The organism is Xanthomonas nasturtii, from assembly GCF_023337365.3.
Lineage (GTDB): Bacteria > Pseudomonadota > Gammaproteobacteria > Xanthomonadales > Xanthomonadaceae > Xanthomonas > Xanthomonas nasturtii.
The window spans coordinates 285,912-302,031 of sequence record NZ_CP142084.2 but is presented as its reverse complement, the minus strand read 5'-3'; the positions used below and the strand labels follow the sequence as shown (position 1 = coordinate 302,031).

The 16,120-nt window shown below is 63.2% G+C and carries 7 protein-coding genes and 4 pseudogenes; 3 read left to right on the top strand and 8 right to left on the bottom strand.

What is annotated here, in order from left to right; translation table 11 throughout:
* Position 1 precedes the first annotated feature (1 nt).
* From M3O59_RS01255 to aceB, 3 genes are all read right to left on the bottom strand, one after another.
* Positions 2-1,060: a GGDEF domain-containing protein gene (locus M3O59_RS01255; RefSeq protein ID WP_064631686.1), complete on the bottom strand. Its 1,059-nt coding sequence runs from the start codon at positions 1,058-1,060 to the stop codon at positions 2-4.
* 305 nt (positions 1,061-1,365) lie between these two features.
* A complete protein-coding gene (gene aceA / locus M3O59_RS01250) occupies positions 1,366-2,661 on the bottom strand; it encodes an isocitrate lyase (protein ID WP_116905140.1) in 1,296 nt (431 codons plus the stop codon).
* Positions 2,662-2,833: 172 nt separating this feature from the next.
* Positions 2,834-4,450 (bottom strand): malate synthase A, encoded by a 1,617-nt coding sequence (aceB, locus tag M3O59_RS01245; RefSeq protein WP_249054662.1) that lies wholly within the window; start codon positions 4,448-4,450, stop codon positions 2,834-2,836.
* A gap of 118 nt (positions 4,451-4,568) precedes the next feature.
* On the opposite strand from aceB, the gene M3O59_RS01240 reads away from it, so the two are divergent.
* On the top strand, positions 4,569-5,525 hold the full coding sequence (locus tag M3O59_RS01240) for a LysR family transcriptional regulator (RefSeq protein WP_064631680.1): 957 nt from the start codon (positions 4,569-4,571) through the stop codon (positions 5,523-5,525).
* 361 nt (positions 5,526-5,886) lie between these two features.
* A pseudogene (locus tag M3O59_RS01235) lies at positions 5,887-7,137 on the top strand (cation:proton antiporter).
* A 320-nt stretch (positions 7,138-7,457) separates the two neighbouring features.
* Here M3O59_RS01235 and M3O59_RS01230 read toward each other — a convergent pair.
* The 4 genes and pseudogenes from M3O59_RS01230 to M3O59_RS01215 form a co-directional block, all read right to left on the bottom strand.
* Positions 7,458-8,026: pseudogene (locus M3O59_RS01230) on the bottom strand (TetR/AcrR family transcriptional regulator).
* A 94-nt stretch (positions 8,027-8,120) separates the two neighbouring features.
* Positions 8,121-8,252, bottom strand: a pseudogene (locus M3O59_RS01225) (S26 family signal peptidase); the annotation flags it as partial.
* A gap of 182 nt (positions 8,253-8,434) precedes the next feature.
* Positions 8,435-10,603, bottom strand: a complete 2,169-nt coding sequence (locus M3O59_RS01220) for a M3 family metallopeptidase (RefSeq protein WP_116905145.1) — start codon at positions 10,601-10,603, stop codon at positions 8,435-8,437.
* Positions 10,604-10,867: 264 nt separating this feature from the next.
* Positions 10,868-11,212 (bottom strand): annotated as a pseudogene (locus tag M3O59_RS01215) (M3 family metallopeptidase); the annotation flags it as partial.
* A 353-nt stretch (positions 11,213-11,565) separates the two neighbouring features.
* Here M3O59_RS01215 and xopN point away from each other — a divergent pair.
* Positions 11,566-13,707 carry a type III secretion system effector XopN gene (gene xopN / locus M3O59_RS01210; protein WP_064630391.1) on the top strand — a complete coding sequence of 714 codons (2,142 nt, stop codon included), beginning with the start codon at positions 11,566-11,568 and terminating at the stop codon, positions 13,705-13,707.
* A 135-nt stretch (positions 13,708-13,842) separates the two neighbouring features.
* On the opposite strand, the gene dcp is transcribed toward xopN, so the two are convergent.
* Positions 13,843-16,011 carry a peptidyl-dipeptidase Dcp gene (dcp, locus tag M3O59_RS01205; RefSeq protein ID WP_116905146.1) on the bottom strand — a complete coding sequence of 723 codons (2,169 nt, stop codon included), beginning with the start codon at positions 16,009-16,011 and terminating at the stop codon, positions 13,843-13,845.
* Between the last annotated feature and the right edge of the window lie 109 nt (positions 16,012-16,120).

Below are 16,120 nucleotides of genomic sequence, written 5' to 3'. Positions count from 1 at the left end.
CTTAGCGCTGACCCGACGCAGGCGGTTGATCCAGGGCCAGCGACTCCTGCATGCACAAGACATTGCCGCCCTGCCGCTTGGCCTCGTACAAGGCGCTGTCGGCCAGCGTGTACCAGTCGTTCCAGGCCGCGTCCCCATCGATCATGCACAGGCCCACGCTGACCGAGCAGCCCTGTTCGTTCTGGCCATTGCCCAGACGCGCTTCCACTGCCCGCACGATGCATTCGCCGATGTGATGCACCAACTCGCTGGTGCCTTGCGCGACGAGCACGCAGAACTCGTCGCCGCCAAGACGGCAGGCAAGGTCGCCATCTGCGATCACCGAGCGCAAGGCATGCGCCACGTTCTGCAACACGCGGTCGCCGGCCAAATGCCCGAATTCGTCGTTGATGCGCTTGAACCGGTCGCAGTCGATCAGGATCAGGCCCACCCCCGGCACCTGCCCGGCACGTCGGCATTCCTGCAGATGCAACGCCAGCCCGCGCCGGTTGTGCAGGCCGGTGAGCTCGTCGGTGCGGCTCAGTTCTTCGGTGTGGTTGAGCTGGTGCGAGGTGACGTAGAGGTTGTCCAGCGCCGCTTCCAGGTCGTGGTTGCGACGGCGCAGCTGGCGGATCAGCAGCTGCTCGTTGTTGACCACCCGCACGATGGAGCGGCGCAGGAAGTGCGCAACCATCGAGGGGTCGTGATCCACCAGGCGCTGGAAATCGTCGTGCGCCAGCTCGATCAGGCGGCTATCGGTGGAGGCGCTGGCGCCGGCACTGCGCGCGTGGTCGCCGATCAACAGGCCAAGCTCGCCGAAGAATTCGCCAGGGCCCAGATGCTTGAGCATCAGATCCTCGCCGAAATCCAGGTCGATCTGGCCGCTGACCACGATGTACATCTGCGTGCCCACCGCACCGCGCTCGAACAGCGACTGGCCCGCGGACAATTCGCGCGAACGGCCGAAACGGGCGAAGAACGCCAGCTCCTCAGCGTTCATCAACGCATGCAGCCCGTCGGAGAGCGTTTTGGCAACGCTCCCCGTTGGCTCGACTGCGCCTGCGGTGTTGTGGCAAGTCATCGATCTTTCCTTAGGCCAGCCTGCAACGCTAGCCCATGGACAAATCCTACAGGACCCCTTTGTTCAGCACCAGGTCACACTATTTCTCACGGGTGAAGAGACGAAATGACGGGTATTGCGCCAAAAAAGAGGGCTCGGTTTCCCGAGCCCTCGTCCCCTCCCAGGGTGGCGCAAGCCCGCGCCTGTTGCAGCGGGTGTGGTCATTCGGTGCCGTAGAGGCAGGCGTTACGCTCGAAGCACCCAGGCACCGCGCCACTGCAGGGCCCGCACGCCCACCTGCTTGGGCTTTGCCGCGTGACCAGCGGTCAGGCCGCCTTCTCGCCATGGAACTGCTCTTCCTCGGTCGAGCCACGCAGCGCAGTGGTGGACGATTGCCCCTGCTGGATGGCCTGCGTCACCGCGTCGAAGTAACCGGTGCCGACTTCGCGCTGATGCTTGACCGCAGTAAACCCCATCTGCGCCGCTTCGAATTCGGCCTGCTGCAGTTCCACGAACGCGCTCATCTGACGGCGCGCATAACCGTGCGCCAGATGGAACATGCCGTAGTTCAAGGCGTGGAAACCGGCCAGGGTGATGAACTGGAATTTGTAGCCATAGCTTGCCAGCTCGGTCTGGAACTTGGCGATGGTGGCGTCGTCCAGATTCTTCTTCCAGTTGAAGCTCGGCGAGCAGTTGTAGGCCAGCAATTTGCCGGGAAACTTGGCATGGATGGCCTGCGCAAACGCTCGCGCAAATTCCAGATCCGGCTTGCCGGTTTCACACCAGATCAGATCGGCATACGGGGCATAGGCCAGGCCGCGGCTGATGGCCTGGTCCAGCCCGTTGCGGGTCTTGAAAAAGCCTTCGACGGTGCGCTGCCCGGTGGTGAACGGCTGATCGTTGGCATCCACATCGCTGGTGATCAGGTCGGCGGCTTCGGCGTCGGTGCGTGCAATCAATACTGTGGGCACACCCAGCACATCGGCGGCCAGACGCGCGGCATTCAATTTTTCGATCGCCTCACGCGTTGGCACCAGCACCTTGCCGCCCATGTGGCCGCACTTCTTGACCGAGGCCAGCTGATCTTCGAAATGCACACCGGCAGCGCCGGCTTCGATCATCGCCTTCATCAATTCGAAGGCGTTGAGCACCCCACCAAAACCGGCTTCGGCATCGGCCACGATCGGTTGCAGGAAGTCGATGTCATCGTTGCCTTCGGCGTGATGCAACTGATCTGCGCGCAGCAAGGTGTTGTTGATGCGCTTGACCACCGCCGGCACCGAATCGGCCGGGTACAACGATTGATCCGGATACATCTGCCCGGCCAGATTGGCATCTGCCGCCACCTGCCAACCGCTCAGGTAGATCGCCTTCAGGCCGGCCTTGACCTGCTGCATCGCCTGATTGCCGGTCAACGCACCCAGTGCGTTGACGAACGGCGTGGCGTGCAATGAGGTCCACAATTTTTCGGCCCCCAACCGTGCCAGCGAATGCTCGACATGCACGGTGCCGCGCAGGCGCACCACGTCGGCGGCGCTGTAATTGCGGGTGATGCCGTTCCAGCGCGGGTTGCTGGCCCAGTCCTGCTGCAGTTGTTCGGCGCTTTGCAGTGTGGTGCTCATCTTGCGTTCTCCTGAGAGGTACGACGGATGGAACGAGAAAGAATGGCGGGCATGCCAAGGCATGCGGCATGGCGAAGCCGTCGTTGCGCGTCTGTGCGCAGCGGGCGGGGTAGTGCAATGAAATCAGCGCTGCGGGGGACGCCTGTGGCCGGGCGCCACCGCAGCGGTGCGATCAGTCGATCAGGCGGTACGCCGGCACGGTGAGAAAGTCCGCCAGTTCATCGGCGCCGCTCAACGTTTCCAGCAAGCCAATCGCTTCATTGATTCGTGCCGCGCCAGGCAGTGCGGTGGCTGTCCCCAACCGCGCCGGCAGCGCGCGCAGCGTGGCCTGCAACAGGTGTTGATCGATGGCGGTGCCATCGTCCAGATGCTGGCCGTGATGCAGCCACTGCCACAATTGCGCGCGGCTGATTTCGGCAGTGGCGGCATCTTCCATCAGGTTGTGGATCGGCACACAGCCATTGCCGTCCAGCCAGGCGGCCAGATAACGCACGCACACTTCGACATTGCCTTCGAAGCCGGCGCGGGTGATGGTGCCCGGCGACGGGGCGATCAACATCTCGCGCGTCACCTGCACGTCGTTGCGCAGCACATGTTGCTGATGCGCGGTGGGCATGTGTTCGTCGAACAGTTTCATTGCCACCGGGATCAGCGCCGGGTGCGCCACCCAGGTGCCATCGTGGCCGGCGCTGACTTCGCGCAGCTTGTCGGCACGGACGCGGGCCATGGCCTGTTCGTTGGCGGCGTCATCGTGATTGATCGGAATCTGCGCGGCCATGCCGCCCATCGCATGCGCGCCGCGGCGATGGCAGGTCTTGATCAACAGCTCCGAATACGCCTTCAGTAATGGCTGGGTCATGGTGACCTGGCCGCGTTCGGGCAGTACGCGGTCGCGGTGCGCACGGAAGGTTTTCAGATACGAAAAAATGTAATCCCAGCGCCCGCAATTCAGGCCCACGATGCGTTCGCGCAGCGCGTGCAGAATCTCGTCCATCTCGAACACCGCCGGCAGCGTTTCGATCAGCACGGTGACCTTGATCTGACCATGCGGCAGGCCCAGCATCGCTTCGATATGCGCCAGCGCGGTGTCCCACAACGCAGCTTCTTCCATGCTCTGCAGCTTGGGCAGATACAGATACGGGCCGCGGTCCTTGGCCAGCAGCGCGCGGCCATTGTGGAAGGCAAATAGCGCCGCATCGAACAGGCCGCCGGCCAGCGGCTGGCCGTCGATCAGCACATGCTTTTCGTCCAGGTGCCAACCGCGCGGGCGCACGATCAGTACCGCACGTTCGGCTTCCGGGCGCAGTGCGTAGTGCTTGCCGTTGGGAGCATCGAAACTGAGATCGCCGCGCACCGCCGCAGCCAGGGTGCGCTGGCCGGCCAGCAGGTTGCGCCAGGTCGGGGCGGTGGAATCTTCGAAGTCGGCCATGAACACCTTGGCGCCGGAGTTCAGCGCGTTGATGACCATCTTCGGGTCGGTGGGGCCGGTGATTTCGACGCGGCGGTCCTGCAGCGCCGCCGGCAGCGCGGCCACGCGCCAATCACCGGCACGGATGGCGCGCGTATCGGTGCGGAAGTCCGGCAGCTGGCCGGCATCGAAGGCGGCCTGGCGCTCGCGCCGCTGCGCCAACCGCTGCTGGCGGCCGGGCTCGATCGCCCGGTGCAACGAGACCAGCAAGGCCAGCGCGGCCGCGGGCAGCAGTTCGGACTGACCGGCAACCTGGGTGGTCAGCGAAATGCCGGGGGTGGGGTGGTCGGTGGGACGGGGAGCAAACGCAGTGGCAGCCATGTGGAGGTCCTTGTGCATCCGGACCTGCACCGTGCGCCCACCGCAACTATTTGACAAAGCAGTTTTATCAATGTTGTAAATAAGCTGGACTTATATTGATTGGTTACAACGCATCCTCATGGCGCCAACCCCTCGATTTTCCTACAAATCCGACCGCCTCAAGCCACTGCGCGCGTTCTGCCAGACCGTACGACTGGGCTCCGTCTCAAGGGCAGCTGAGGCGCTATACGTCAGCCAGCCAGCGGTGACGTTGCAACTGCAGGCGCTGGAGCGCGACCTGGGCGTGGCCTTGTTCGAGCGCTCCGGGCGGCGCATGGCGCCCAGCCGCGAAGGCCAACTGCTGTACGACATGGCGCTGCCGCTGGTGGAAAGCCTGGACGGGCTGGAGGCCAGCTTTCGCGAAAAGGTGCGTGGGCTGGATGCAGGCGAGCTCAATATCGCCGCCAACAGCTCCACCATCCTGTACCTGCTGCCGCGCATCGTGGCCAACTTCCGCGCGCGGCATCCGGATGTGCGGCTGACCCTGCACAACGCCATCAGCGCCGACGGCACCGATTTGCTGCGCGAAGACGCGGTGGATCTGGCGATCGGCTCGATGCTGGACGTGCCGGCCGACCTCAACTACGCACCGGTCTACCGGTTCGAGCAACTGCTGATCACCCCGCCCGACCACCCGTTGGCCGGCAAGGCGGAGGTCTCGCTGCAGGATCTGTCGCCGTATCCATTGATCCTGCCGCCACGCCGGCAGGTCACTTACCGTCTGGTCGATCTGATCTTTCAGCAGGCGCGCGTGCCCTACACCGTGGCGCTGGAAGTGGGCGGCTGGGAGGTGATCAAACAGTACGTGGCGATGGGCATGGGCATTTCCATCGTCACCGCGATCTGCGTGACCGAAGCCGACCGCGACAAGCTCGCCACCCGCTCGCTGAAGGATTTTTTCCCCACCCGCAGCTACGGCGTGGTGGTGCGCAAGGGCAAGTATCTGTCGCCGCAGGCACGCGCGTTTATCGAGTTGATCCAGCCGGATCTATTTACCCAGCGCGGGTATGACGAAAGTGGCGATTCGGAGCGTTGAGCCGTCACGTGATCGACGCGATCGCCTGGGTTCGCTGCCGCACCACGCAATGTGAGCGCGCGTCGCCGTCGAGGTGCCACGCATTGCATGTCGATTGCGCAGGCGCCGTGTGCTGTGCACCAAAACCAGCAAACGCGACAAGACGGCGATGCGGGGGGTGTGGCTCTTACGCACCGTTCCAGGCCACATTGCACGCGATGCGTGATCGCGCGAAGCACGACGGCAACGACTTCGACATACACTCGGTGACTGCGCAGCATGCAGCGCAGTCGCCGAGTGGTCTTTCCAAGGGAACGACGGACCGCATGCAGCGCGCTCGACCCACACGCCGAGCCGACTCAACCAATGGAACGTTGACGCTATGAATCCGACCACGTTGTTGCTCGGTGATCCTGGGCGCGGCGCGCCTGTGCGGTGCGTTGTTGCAACGGGTCGGGCCGCCGCCGGTCATCGGTGAAATGGCCGCAGGCCTGTTGCTTGGCCCGATCGCCTTCGGTGCATGGCTTCCGGAGCTGCATGACGCACTGTGCGCCGCGAAGAGTTTGCCGCCGTTGTCGGCGGCTGGCCAATCTGCGCGTGGTGCTTTTCATGTTCGTCGTCGGCGTGGAGCTGCTCGCACCGGAAGGCACCAAGGCGCAGGTGCGCGCGTCGGTGCTGGTTGGGGTGTCGGGCATTGTGTTGCCGCTGGCGCTGGGCGTGGCCGCTGCGCCATGGCTATTCCCGCGCTTCGCACCGCAGGGAATCGGCTTCTGGCCGTTTGCGCTGTTCATTGCGGCAGCGATGTCGGTCACTGCGTTTCCGGTGCTGGCGCGCATCCTCAAGGACCGCAACATGACCCGCACCCCGGCTGGCCGCCTGGCACTGGGCGCGGCGGTCATCGACGACGCCACGGTATGGATCTTCCTGGCGATCGTGCTCACGCTCACCGGCAATACGGCGCATGGCGGCGTGGCGTTTACCGCCATTGGCGCCTTGCTGTTGGTCGCCGGCGTGTTCGGCGTGCTCAAGCCCGCATATGCGCGGCTGCTTTGCCCATGCGCGCACGACGGCCGCTATGCGCCGACCGCACCGGTATGGGTGCTGATCGGCTTGCTGGCTCGTGCGGCGGTGGCCGAGTGGATTGGCCTGCATGCGATTTTCGGCGCATTCCTGTTCGGCATCTGCCTGCCGCGCGAAGACAGTTTGCTGGAACCCCTGGCCGGGCGCATCGAGCCGCTGGCGATCACCTTGCTGATGCCGGTGCTGTTGCCGTTGCCGGCCGGGCCACCAGCCCCGGCGTATTCGCTGGTGCCGGCTTGAGCGGCTTTGTGCTGGTGATTGGCGTAGCGGTGAGCGGCAAGCTGCTCGGCTGCACGTTGGGCGCGCGTCTGAGCGGGCACGATTGGCGCGACAGCCTCACCGTGGGCTCGCTGATGAATGCACGCGGGCTGATAGAACTGGTGGTGATCAAGATCGGCCTGGACAGCGGCGTGATCGGCCGGACCTGTTTACGTTGTTGTTCGGCATGACATTGGTGACCACGGTGATGGCCTCGCCGATGGTGGCCTGGTTTCACGGACGGCGACACACGGCTGCTGGCGTTGGCCTGGAGACTGACCACCCCGCTCCCTGAGTCGCGCGTACCGCGCTGCTGTTGGGGCATGCACGACAGCACGCGCCACGGGTGCAGGATCGTGCTTGCCGATTCTGCTCACCGCCCACACGGGAATGCGTTGGCAGTGTGGTCGCAGGACGCGGCAGGCGCATACGCCAATTCGGTCCGCTCGCCTGCTGCTGCGCCTTTCTCGCCGGTTGGGCTGTGCAGCTTCCAGACCACGGAGCCGGCGACACTACGCTGCAGCGCTGCCGGCACTGAGCGCTCAGCAATCTCCGGCGTTTTCCCACCCGCAGCGGCATGTAACGCTTGTCTTGTAAAACGTCCGGGCAGTGCGCTCACTCGCGCCCGTAAAGCCCCAGAAACATCTCCACCGCCGATTCGACGACCTGCGCCTGCTGGGCGTCCGACAGTGGCGGCTGCCCCAACGCAAGCTGCGGCCAGAACGCAAATCCCTTGACCAGCGCCTGAAACTGCTGCGAGGCGAGGTCCGGGTCCACCGGCGCCAGGCGGCCATCGGCCGGCGCGGCACGCAGCCAGGTGGTGGTGCCCTCTTCCTTGCTGCCCAGTTGGGCCAGCAACGCGCGTGCGCGTTCGGGGGAATGGATGACTTCGGCAATCGCCACGCGCGACAGGTCGATGAAGGCCGCATCGTCGAGCAAGCGTAATTTTGCTGCAGCAATTGCGTCAACTGCGTGCGCAATCCTTGGTCGGTGCGATAGGCCAGGCTCACCACCTCGGCGCTGCGTTGCCACAAGCCGCGCAGGATCTCTCCAAACAACGCATCCTTGCTGGGGAAGTGGTTATAGACGGTGCGCCTGGACACGCCTGCGGCGGCTGCCACGCGGTCCATGCTGGTGGCCTTGTAACCGTGCTGGCGAAACTGCGCGATGGCCGCTTCGACAATGGCGTGGCGCTTGCGGTCGGCGAACGGCTGGGTTGTTCGATGTGGCGCTGATCGAAAATGGCGCTTACGACCAACTGTGGCCGGATGTGCATAGGCGCATGTCCACCACCACGCGACCGCCCGGTTCCAGGGTGGGCTGCATCGAACCGCTGGGCACCTGGTAATGGTTGCCGAACGCGGAACGCGCTGCGGTCATCAGTACCAGCAGCACCAATAGCGGCAACATTCCTTGCGCGACTCGTGTGCGACTGGCGGTGGGCTGGGTTGGTTCATGGGGCACCTACTGATGTGAATAGCCCGATACACCCACAAATAGAAGCGGGATAGCAGGCGGCTATCCCGTTTCGATTGCTGCCTGCAGCGACTCCACACGCATGCGCCAGCGTTGCACACGCATCACCCGGTCACTCACTCGGTCAGCCCACGATCTTCCAGCAGCGCCTTGACGCTGGGATCCCTACCGCGAAACTCGCGGTACAGCGTGGCCGGATCGACGGAGTTACCGCGCGAGAGGATCCTGGCGCGGAAGATATCGCCGTTCTTGCGGTTCAAACCGCCATGTTGCTCGAACCATTCGAAGGCATCGTCGTCGAGCACTTCCGCCCAAAGGTAAGCGTAATAGCTGGCGGCATAGCCCATCTCCCAGATATGGTTGAAATAGCTGCTGCGATAACGCGGCGGCACTTCAGCCATGTCTAGCTTGAAGCGCTTGAGCGCATCGGTTTCGAATTTGCCCACATCCTGCAAGGGTGCATCGGCCGGCAGGGTGTGCCAAGCCAGATCGAGCAGCGATGCCGACAGGGTTTCGGTAGTGGTATAGCCGCTGTTGAAGGTCTTGGCTTTCCTGATCTTTTTTACCAGATCCCCCGGCATTGCAGCACCGGTCTGATAATGCAGTGCGTAATGCGCGAACACGGTGGGATCGGAGGCCCAATGCTCGTTGAACTGCGATGGAAATTCCATGAAGTCGCGCGACGTCTTGGTTCCGGCAACCGCCGAATAGGTCACCTTGGAGAACATGCCATGCAACGCGTGGCCAAACTCATGAAACATGCTGGTGACGTCATCGAAGCTCAGCAGCGCCGGTTCACCTGCGGCCGGCTTGGTGAAGTTGCACACGTTATAGACCACCGGCTTGGCCCCGGTCAGGCCGCTCTGCCCGACGAAGGAGCCCATCCACGCGCCACCGGACTTGCTGTCGCGTTTGAAATAGTCTGCATAGAACAGCGCCATCGAGGTACCGTCCACATCGAACACCTCGTACACCTTCACGTCCGGATGGTAGGTGGGGATGTCGGTACGCTGTTTGAAGGTGATGCCATAGAGTTGCGTGGCGGCGTAAAACACGCCGTTCTGCAGCACATTATCCAGTTCGAAGTAGGGCCGGATCTGTGACTCTTCCAGGTCATACTTGGCCTTGCGCACCTGCTCGGCATAGAAGTCCCAGTCAGAGGCGGCCAACTTGAAACCGCCCTTCTGGGCATCGATGACTTTCTGAATCTCGGCCGCTTCACGGCGAGCCTTGGCCGCGGCCGCCGGCACGGTGTCGGTCAGCAGCTTGAGAGCAGCGTCCGGCGTCTTGGCCATCATGTCTTGCAGTTCGTAAGCGGCATAGCTGTCGTAGCCGAACAGCTTGGCGCGTTGCGCGCGCAACTGCGCCAGTCGCTGGACCGCCTGTCGGGTGTCGTTGTCATCGCCCTGTTCGGTGCGCATCTGCGAGGCCTGCATGATCTGCGCACGCAACGCGCGATCCTTCAGCGAGGCCAGGATGGGCTGCTGGGTGGTGTTCTGCAAGGTCAGCAGATACTTGCCGTCGAGCTTGCGCTGCCTGGCAGCTTCGGCAGCAGCGGCGATATCGCCCTCGCTCAAGCCATCCAGCCGGGCTTTGTCGTCCACCACCACCGCAGCGGCGGCCGTCGCAGCCACCAGCTTTGCGTGGAACTGTGTGGAAAGCGTGGCTTCTTCTACGTTGAGCTTGCGCAAGGTGATCTTGTCGGCATCGGACAACAGCGCGCCGGATGTAATGAAACCTCTGTATGTGATCTCGACCAGACGCTTTTGCTCCGGATTGAGCTTCATCGCATCGGATTGGTCATGGACCGCTTTGATGCGCGCAAACAGCTTGGGATCCAGAAGAATCTCATCACCATGCGCAGACAGCTTGGGGCCGAGCTCCTCCTGAATTTTCTGCCGCGCCGGGTTGGTATCGGCAGAGATCACCCCGGAAAAGATATCCGACACGCGCGATAGCACCTCGCCGCCGCGATCGAATGCTTCGATGGTGTTTTCAAAGGTCGCCGGCTCGGGGTTCGCAGCGATCTTGCGTGCATCCGCAAGTTCCAGCCGCATGCCTTCCTCGAATGCGGGCAAATAATCGCTATCCTGGATTTTGTCGAATGGTGGCGCCTTGAATGGCAGCGTGCTGGTGATCAACAACGGGTTGGGCCTGGCGGCAGGAGACTGGCCGACGGCAGTGTTGTCGGTTGCGGTCGCGGACTGCGTACCTGTAGGATCCTTTCCGGGACAGGCAGCCAGCGCCAGGGAAATGGCAGCTACCAGAATAAGGGGACGCGACATGGAGTAAGTTCCTGCGTGATGGTAGCGGCCGGCAACGTTAATCGGTTTTCCGGCATCGTGTATGTGCTGCCGGACCGATCGGAATGATTGTGTTAAGCATCGCGCCCGTTGCTCGGAAGATGCGATCGCCGCACGTGGTCACCATAACCGGACAGGCCCGATGCTCACAGTCGGACGACCCTAGTGGAAGCGATTATTTGACCGCGCATACGAAACGGGATGGCACCGCCATCCCGTTCCCGTTCACCCATGCACCACGCCGATTTAGTCGGTCAACCCACGGTTCTCCAGCAGTGCCTTGACGCCGGGATCCTTGCCGCGGAAATCGCAGTACAACGGCGCCAGATCGACCATGTTGCCGCGCGAAAGAATCTTGGCGCGGAAGGTGTCGCCGTTCTTGCGGGTCAAACCGCCGCTTTCCTTGAACCATTCGAACGCATCGTCGTCGCGTACTTCCGACCAAAAGTACGCGTAATACCCGGCCGAATAACCGCCGCCCCAGATGTGGTCGAAATAGCTGCTGCGGTAGCGCGGCGGCACTTCGGCCAGGTCCACCTTGAAGCGCTTGAGCGCATCGGCTTCGAACGTGCTCACGTCCTGCAACTGCGCACCACGCACGCAGCTGCGCGCGGCGCCCGTTGCGCATGACGGCTTCTCCAACCCCTGCGGCGCACCGGCATCGGCCAGCACCGACGGGGGAATTCGGATGCAGCGACGTCAGTTCTGTTGTCCGGCAAAGATGGCCCCGGCAGTTTGATTCAATCCGCGCACAATGCGGTCCACCGCTTGGCCTTCATCGCTGCAACGGTTGCGCCGGGTGATTGAACGCGGTGCTCTCGTCGCTCCATGGCGACCACGCCGCCCCTGGACAATGCGTCTAGCTCAGGCTGGTTGACGATCGCATTCCTCGGCACCGGCCACTGGTCGATGTCGCCATTGCATCAAGCGCCAGGAGAAATCTGATGAAACCTGCTGCATCCGCCACTGCGCTCAATCCCACTGTGCCAGCATCGCTTGCGGGCATCCATGAGATTGAAGAGGTACCATCCCCGCACGCATCTCCCAGCCATTCGCCTACCCAGCCCGATGGCGCGTTGACCATGCTCTCGCGTCGCCCGAGCAAGCGCGGCAAGGAGACCGCAGAGGTCACTGCACCTGCCTCGCAGTCGGCCAGCCACTTGCAATCGGTTGGTCTGCAGGTTTCGCAGCCTGCAATGTCGCCAGATCCCGGCAGAGCATCGCTGATGCGACTCAAAGAGCAACTGGCTGCCGACAAACTGCGCCCGGTCGAGCCGCAACTGGCGGCCGCACTCATCAACAAGATGCGGCCGATGAAATTGCCAGACGCCAGCGGCCCGCAGGCACGCGCAGCAACACATGCAGATCTGTTGGGCCGCATCCGCGAGACGGATGCGATGGCTTGGTACAGGGCGCAGGGATTGAGCGAAAGCGAGGTTTCCAACTTGCGACGCACCGCGTTGCTGTCCGGCATGCCCAACCCCACCGGCAGCTTCCTCAACAATGCAATGCAGTACATCGTCTCGCCCTGGATCAGCTACGCAACTCGTCAGCCCTGGGCAGGCGCAGGATTCGGCTTTGCGACAGCGGCCATCGCCGCACCGATGAATGCCGCCCAGCAGTCGGCGGTGGTCAGCCTGTGCGAGTCCATCCGCGAGCATGGCGGTCACGTCATCGTGCCGGACAAGAATCAGATCAACGATAAGCACTGGCTACCGGACCTTGCGAAGGCGCTGGAAAGCCATATCCAGGAATTCAGCGGGTGTTGCGACAGGTTCCGTGCACTCAAGGCCGCCGCAGGCCAGAGCCCCGCGGCGACGGCAACTGCCGACCTCACCGACGCTGCCCACCAATTGCTGCAAGCCGAAGCGCGCCTGCATCAGGCCCAGCACGACTTTGTCATGACCCAGGGTGCGCACGACCGGCAATGGAAGGGCAATCGCTGGCAAGCCATCCCGCGCATCCTGCGTTCGCCAGTGGCGGGCACGCTGGGCCTGCTCAGCAAGACCGGGGCAATGCGGGCGCTGTCGCCGACCGCGCAGACCGTCGGCGCCCTGCTGATGACAGCTGCGCAGCATGTGGCCGCTGGCTTCGACGAACAGGCAAAACAGGACTACAACAACAAGCTCAATCTGCTCTACGCCGATGTACTGACCGAAACAGGCAAGTCGAAACTTGCACGTGGCGAACCGGTTGCGGCAGAGGAGATCGATCAGAGCAAACTCCGCGGACTGATCCAGTCTCCAACGCAGGCTCTAGTGAAACGCGTCATCACAGGTCTGGTCTCCCTGGAAAAAGCGCTCAAGGCTGAGCTCGCCGCATCGCCCTCACCACAGGGGACGCCAGACACCGACGATCTGGATCTGGAATCTGGTCACGGTGCCGGCCCGGCGAAGGCTCTGAAACTGCTGAGCCAGGATCTACAATCCTTGCGCGATGGCAGGTTGGACGAACTCGACCCCGACGGCGTCGCTGCAACGTTGCTCCTCGGCGCCGAGAAGTCGGTGGTGTCGGACCAACTGATCGGCGATATCGTCAAGAAATATACCTCGCGCGAGTTCTCGGCGCAGACCGCCCAACGCATTGGCCAAATGTTCCATCTCGGCGTGCTGGGCAGCGCGGCGTCCTCGGTGATCGGCAAGGCCAGCTCCGCAGCGCAGGGCGGCACACGCAACGTACCGACCGCGCAGACTCTGGCGATCTCCGCACTGTCGGGAGCCATGGCTGCGGTCGGCGCGCTGAATCAGCACACCGCCATCACTGTCAAGAACAATCGCCGCGAGGGCGGCACCGACATCGGATTGAAGCAGCAAGTCATTCGCGGCGTGATGGGGGGCGCCAACGAAGCGCTCTCCCAGCGTCGGGCAACCAAGGCGAGTCGAGCGATCAACGCGCTTCTGCAGCACAACGATGTGGAGGATTTGTTGGGTCAGGCCAGGGCGCTCGTCCAGCAGTCCGGTGCCACGTCATCCGCAGCGCAGGCCGCTGCAACGCTGACCCTGCCGCAGGCGGTGGAACAGCTGCGTCCGGGAATGCCGCCCACGTCGCAGTCGCACGAAGTGAGCGTGCAGATCGGGGACGAGTAGGCACCACCGCAAGCGAGATGATGCGGCGCCTGTCGCGGCGATACATCAAAAGCGACGCAACAAAAGCGGGATGGCCGCAAGCCATCCCGTTTCGATCATCGTCGGTATCCGCGCGCGTGATGCACGCGGGTTGGCTCACTCGGTCAGGCCACGGTTTTCCAGCAGTGCCTTGACGCCGGGATCCTTGCCGCGGAAATCGCGGTACAACGTCGCCAGATCGACCGTGTTGCCGCGCGAAAGAATCTTGGCGCGGAAGGTGTCGCCGTTCTTGCGGGTCAAACCGCCGTTTTCCTTGAACCATTCGAACGCATCGTCGTCGAGTACTTCCGACCAGAAATACGCGTAGTACCCGGCCGAATAACCGCCGCCCCAGATGTGGTCGAAATAGCTGCTGCGGTAGCGCGGCGGCACTTCGGCCAGGTCCACCTTGAAGCGCTTCAGCGCGTCGGCTTCGAACTTGCTCACATCCTGCAATGGCGCGTCGGCCGGCTGGGTGTGCCAGGCCAGATCCAGCAGCGCCGCCGACAGGTATTCGGTGGTGGCGTAGCCGCTGTTGAAGGTCTTGGCCTTCTTGATCTTCTCCACCAGCTCGGCCGGCATTGCCGCGCCGGTCTGGTAGTGCTTGGCGTAGTTGGCGAAGACCTTGGGGTCGGAGGCCCAGTGCTCGTTGAACTGCGAGGGGAATTCCACAAAATCGCGCGAGGTGCTGGTGCCGGCGATCGAGGGGTACTTCACCTTGGAGAACATGCCGTGCAGCGCGTGGCCGAACTCATGGAACAGCGTGGTGACGTCGTCGAAGCTGAGCAAGGCGGGCTGGCCGGCGGCCGGCTTGGTGAAGTTGCACACGTTGTAGACCACCGGCTTGGCACCTGTGAGGCCGTCCTGCTCGACGAACACGTCCATCCACGCACCACCGGACTTGCTGTCGCGCTTGAAGTAGTCGGTATAGAACAGCGCCATCGAGGTGCCGTCGGCATCGAAGACTTCATACACCTTCATGTCGGCGTGATAGGTGGGGATGTCGGTGCGCTGCTTGAAGGTGATGCCGAACAACTGCGTGGCGGCATAGAAAACGCCGTTCTGCAGCACGTTGTCCAGTTCGAAATACGGCTTGATCTGCGACTCGTCCAGGTCGTACTTGGCCTTGCGCACCTGCTCGGCGTAAAAGTCCCAATCGGAGGCGGCGAGCTTGAAGTCGCCCTTCTGAGCATCGATGACCTTCTGCATCTCGCCCACTTCGCGGCGCGCCTTGGCGGTGGCGGCCGGCACGGTGTCGGTCAACAGCTTGAGCGCGGCGGCCGGGGTCTTGGCCATCTGGTCGCCCAGGCTGTAGGCGGCGTAATTGTCGAAGCCAAGCAACTTGGCTTTTTGCGCACGCAGCTGGGCCAGGCGTTGGATGGTCTGGCGGGTGTCGTTGGCATCGCCCTTTTCTGCACGGGTTTCGGAAGCCTTCAATACCTCGGCGCGCAGCGCGCGATCCTTCAGCGACGCCAGCACCGGCTGCTGGGTGGTGTTCTGCAAGGTGAGCAGATACTTGCCATCGAGCTTGCGTGCCTTGGCGGCATCGGCGGCGGCGGCAATGTCGCCCTCGCTCAGGCCATCGAGTTTGGTCTTGTCGTCCACCACCACCGCACCGGCGGCCGATGCGGCCACCAGACGCGTATGGAACTGGGTGGAGAGCGTGGTTTCTTCGACATTGAGCTTGCGCAGGCTGTCCTTGTCGGCATCTGAGAGCTGCGCACCGGCGCGTACCAGTTCTTCGTAATGGCGCTCGACCAGACGCTGCTGCTCCGGCTCCAGGTTCAGCGTGTCGCGCTGGTCATAGATGGTTTTGACGCGCGCAAAGAGCTTGGGGTCGAGATTGATTTCGTCCTGATGCGCTGCCAGCTTGGGCGCGATCTCTTCCTGGATCTTCTGGCGTGCGTTGCTGGTGTCGGCCTGCACCAGCCCGAAGAAGATGCGCGACACGCGCGTGAGCGTTTCGCCACCGCGTTCCATCGCTTCGATGGTGTTGTCGAAGGTGGGCGCTTCGGGGTTGTCGGCGATCTTGCGGATGTCGGCCAGATGCAGGCGCATGCCTTCTTCGAACGCGGGCAGATAATCGCTGTCCTTGATCTTGTCGAACGGCGGCGCCTGGAACGGCAGCGTGCTGGCGGTCAGCAGCGGGTTCGAAGCAGCGTCTGCGGCCGGGGCAGTGGCGGTGTTTGCGGGCACGGTGGTGGGCTCCTGGCCGGACGACTCTTTTCCAGAACAAGCAGCCAGTGCCAGGGTGATGGCAGCGGCCAGAACGACGGTACGCGACATGGCGTGTGATTCCTGAGTGGGTACGGCAGCCGGCCACGCTAGCGGGTTTATGCGGCGCCGGCATGTGCCGTTGGCTGGGGGATCGATGCCTGAATGCGCGGCGTTCACT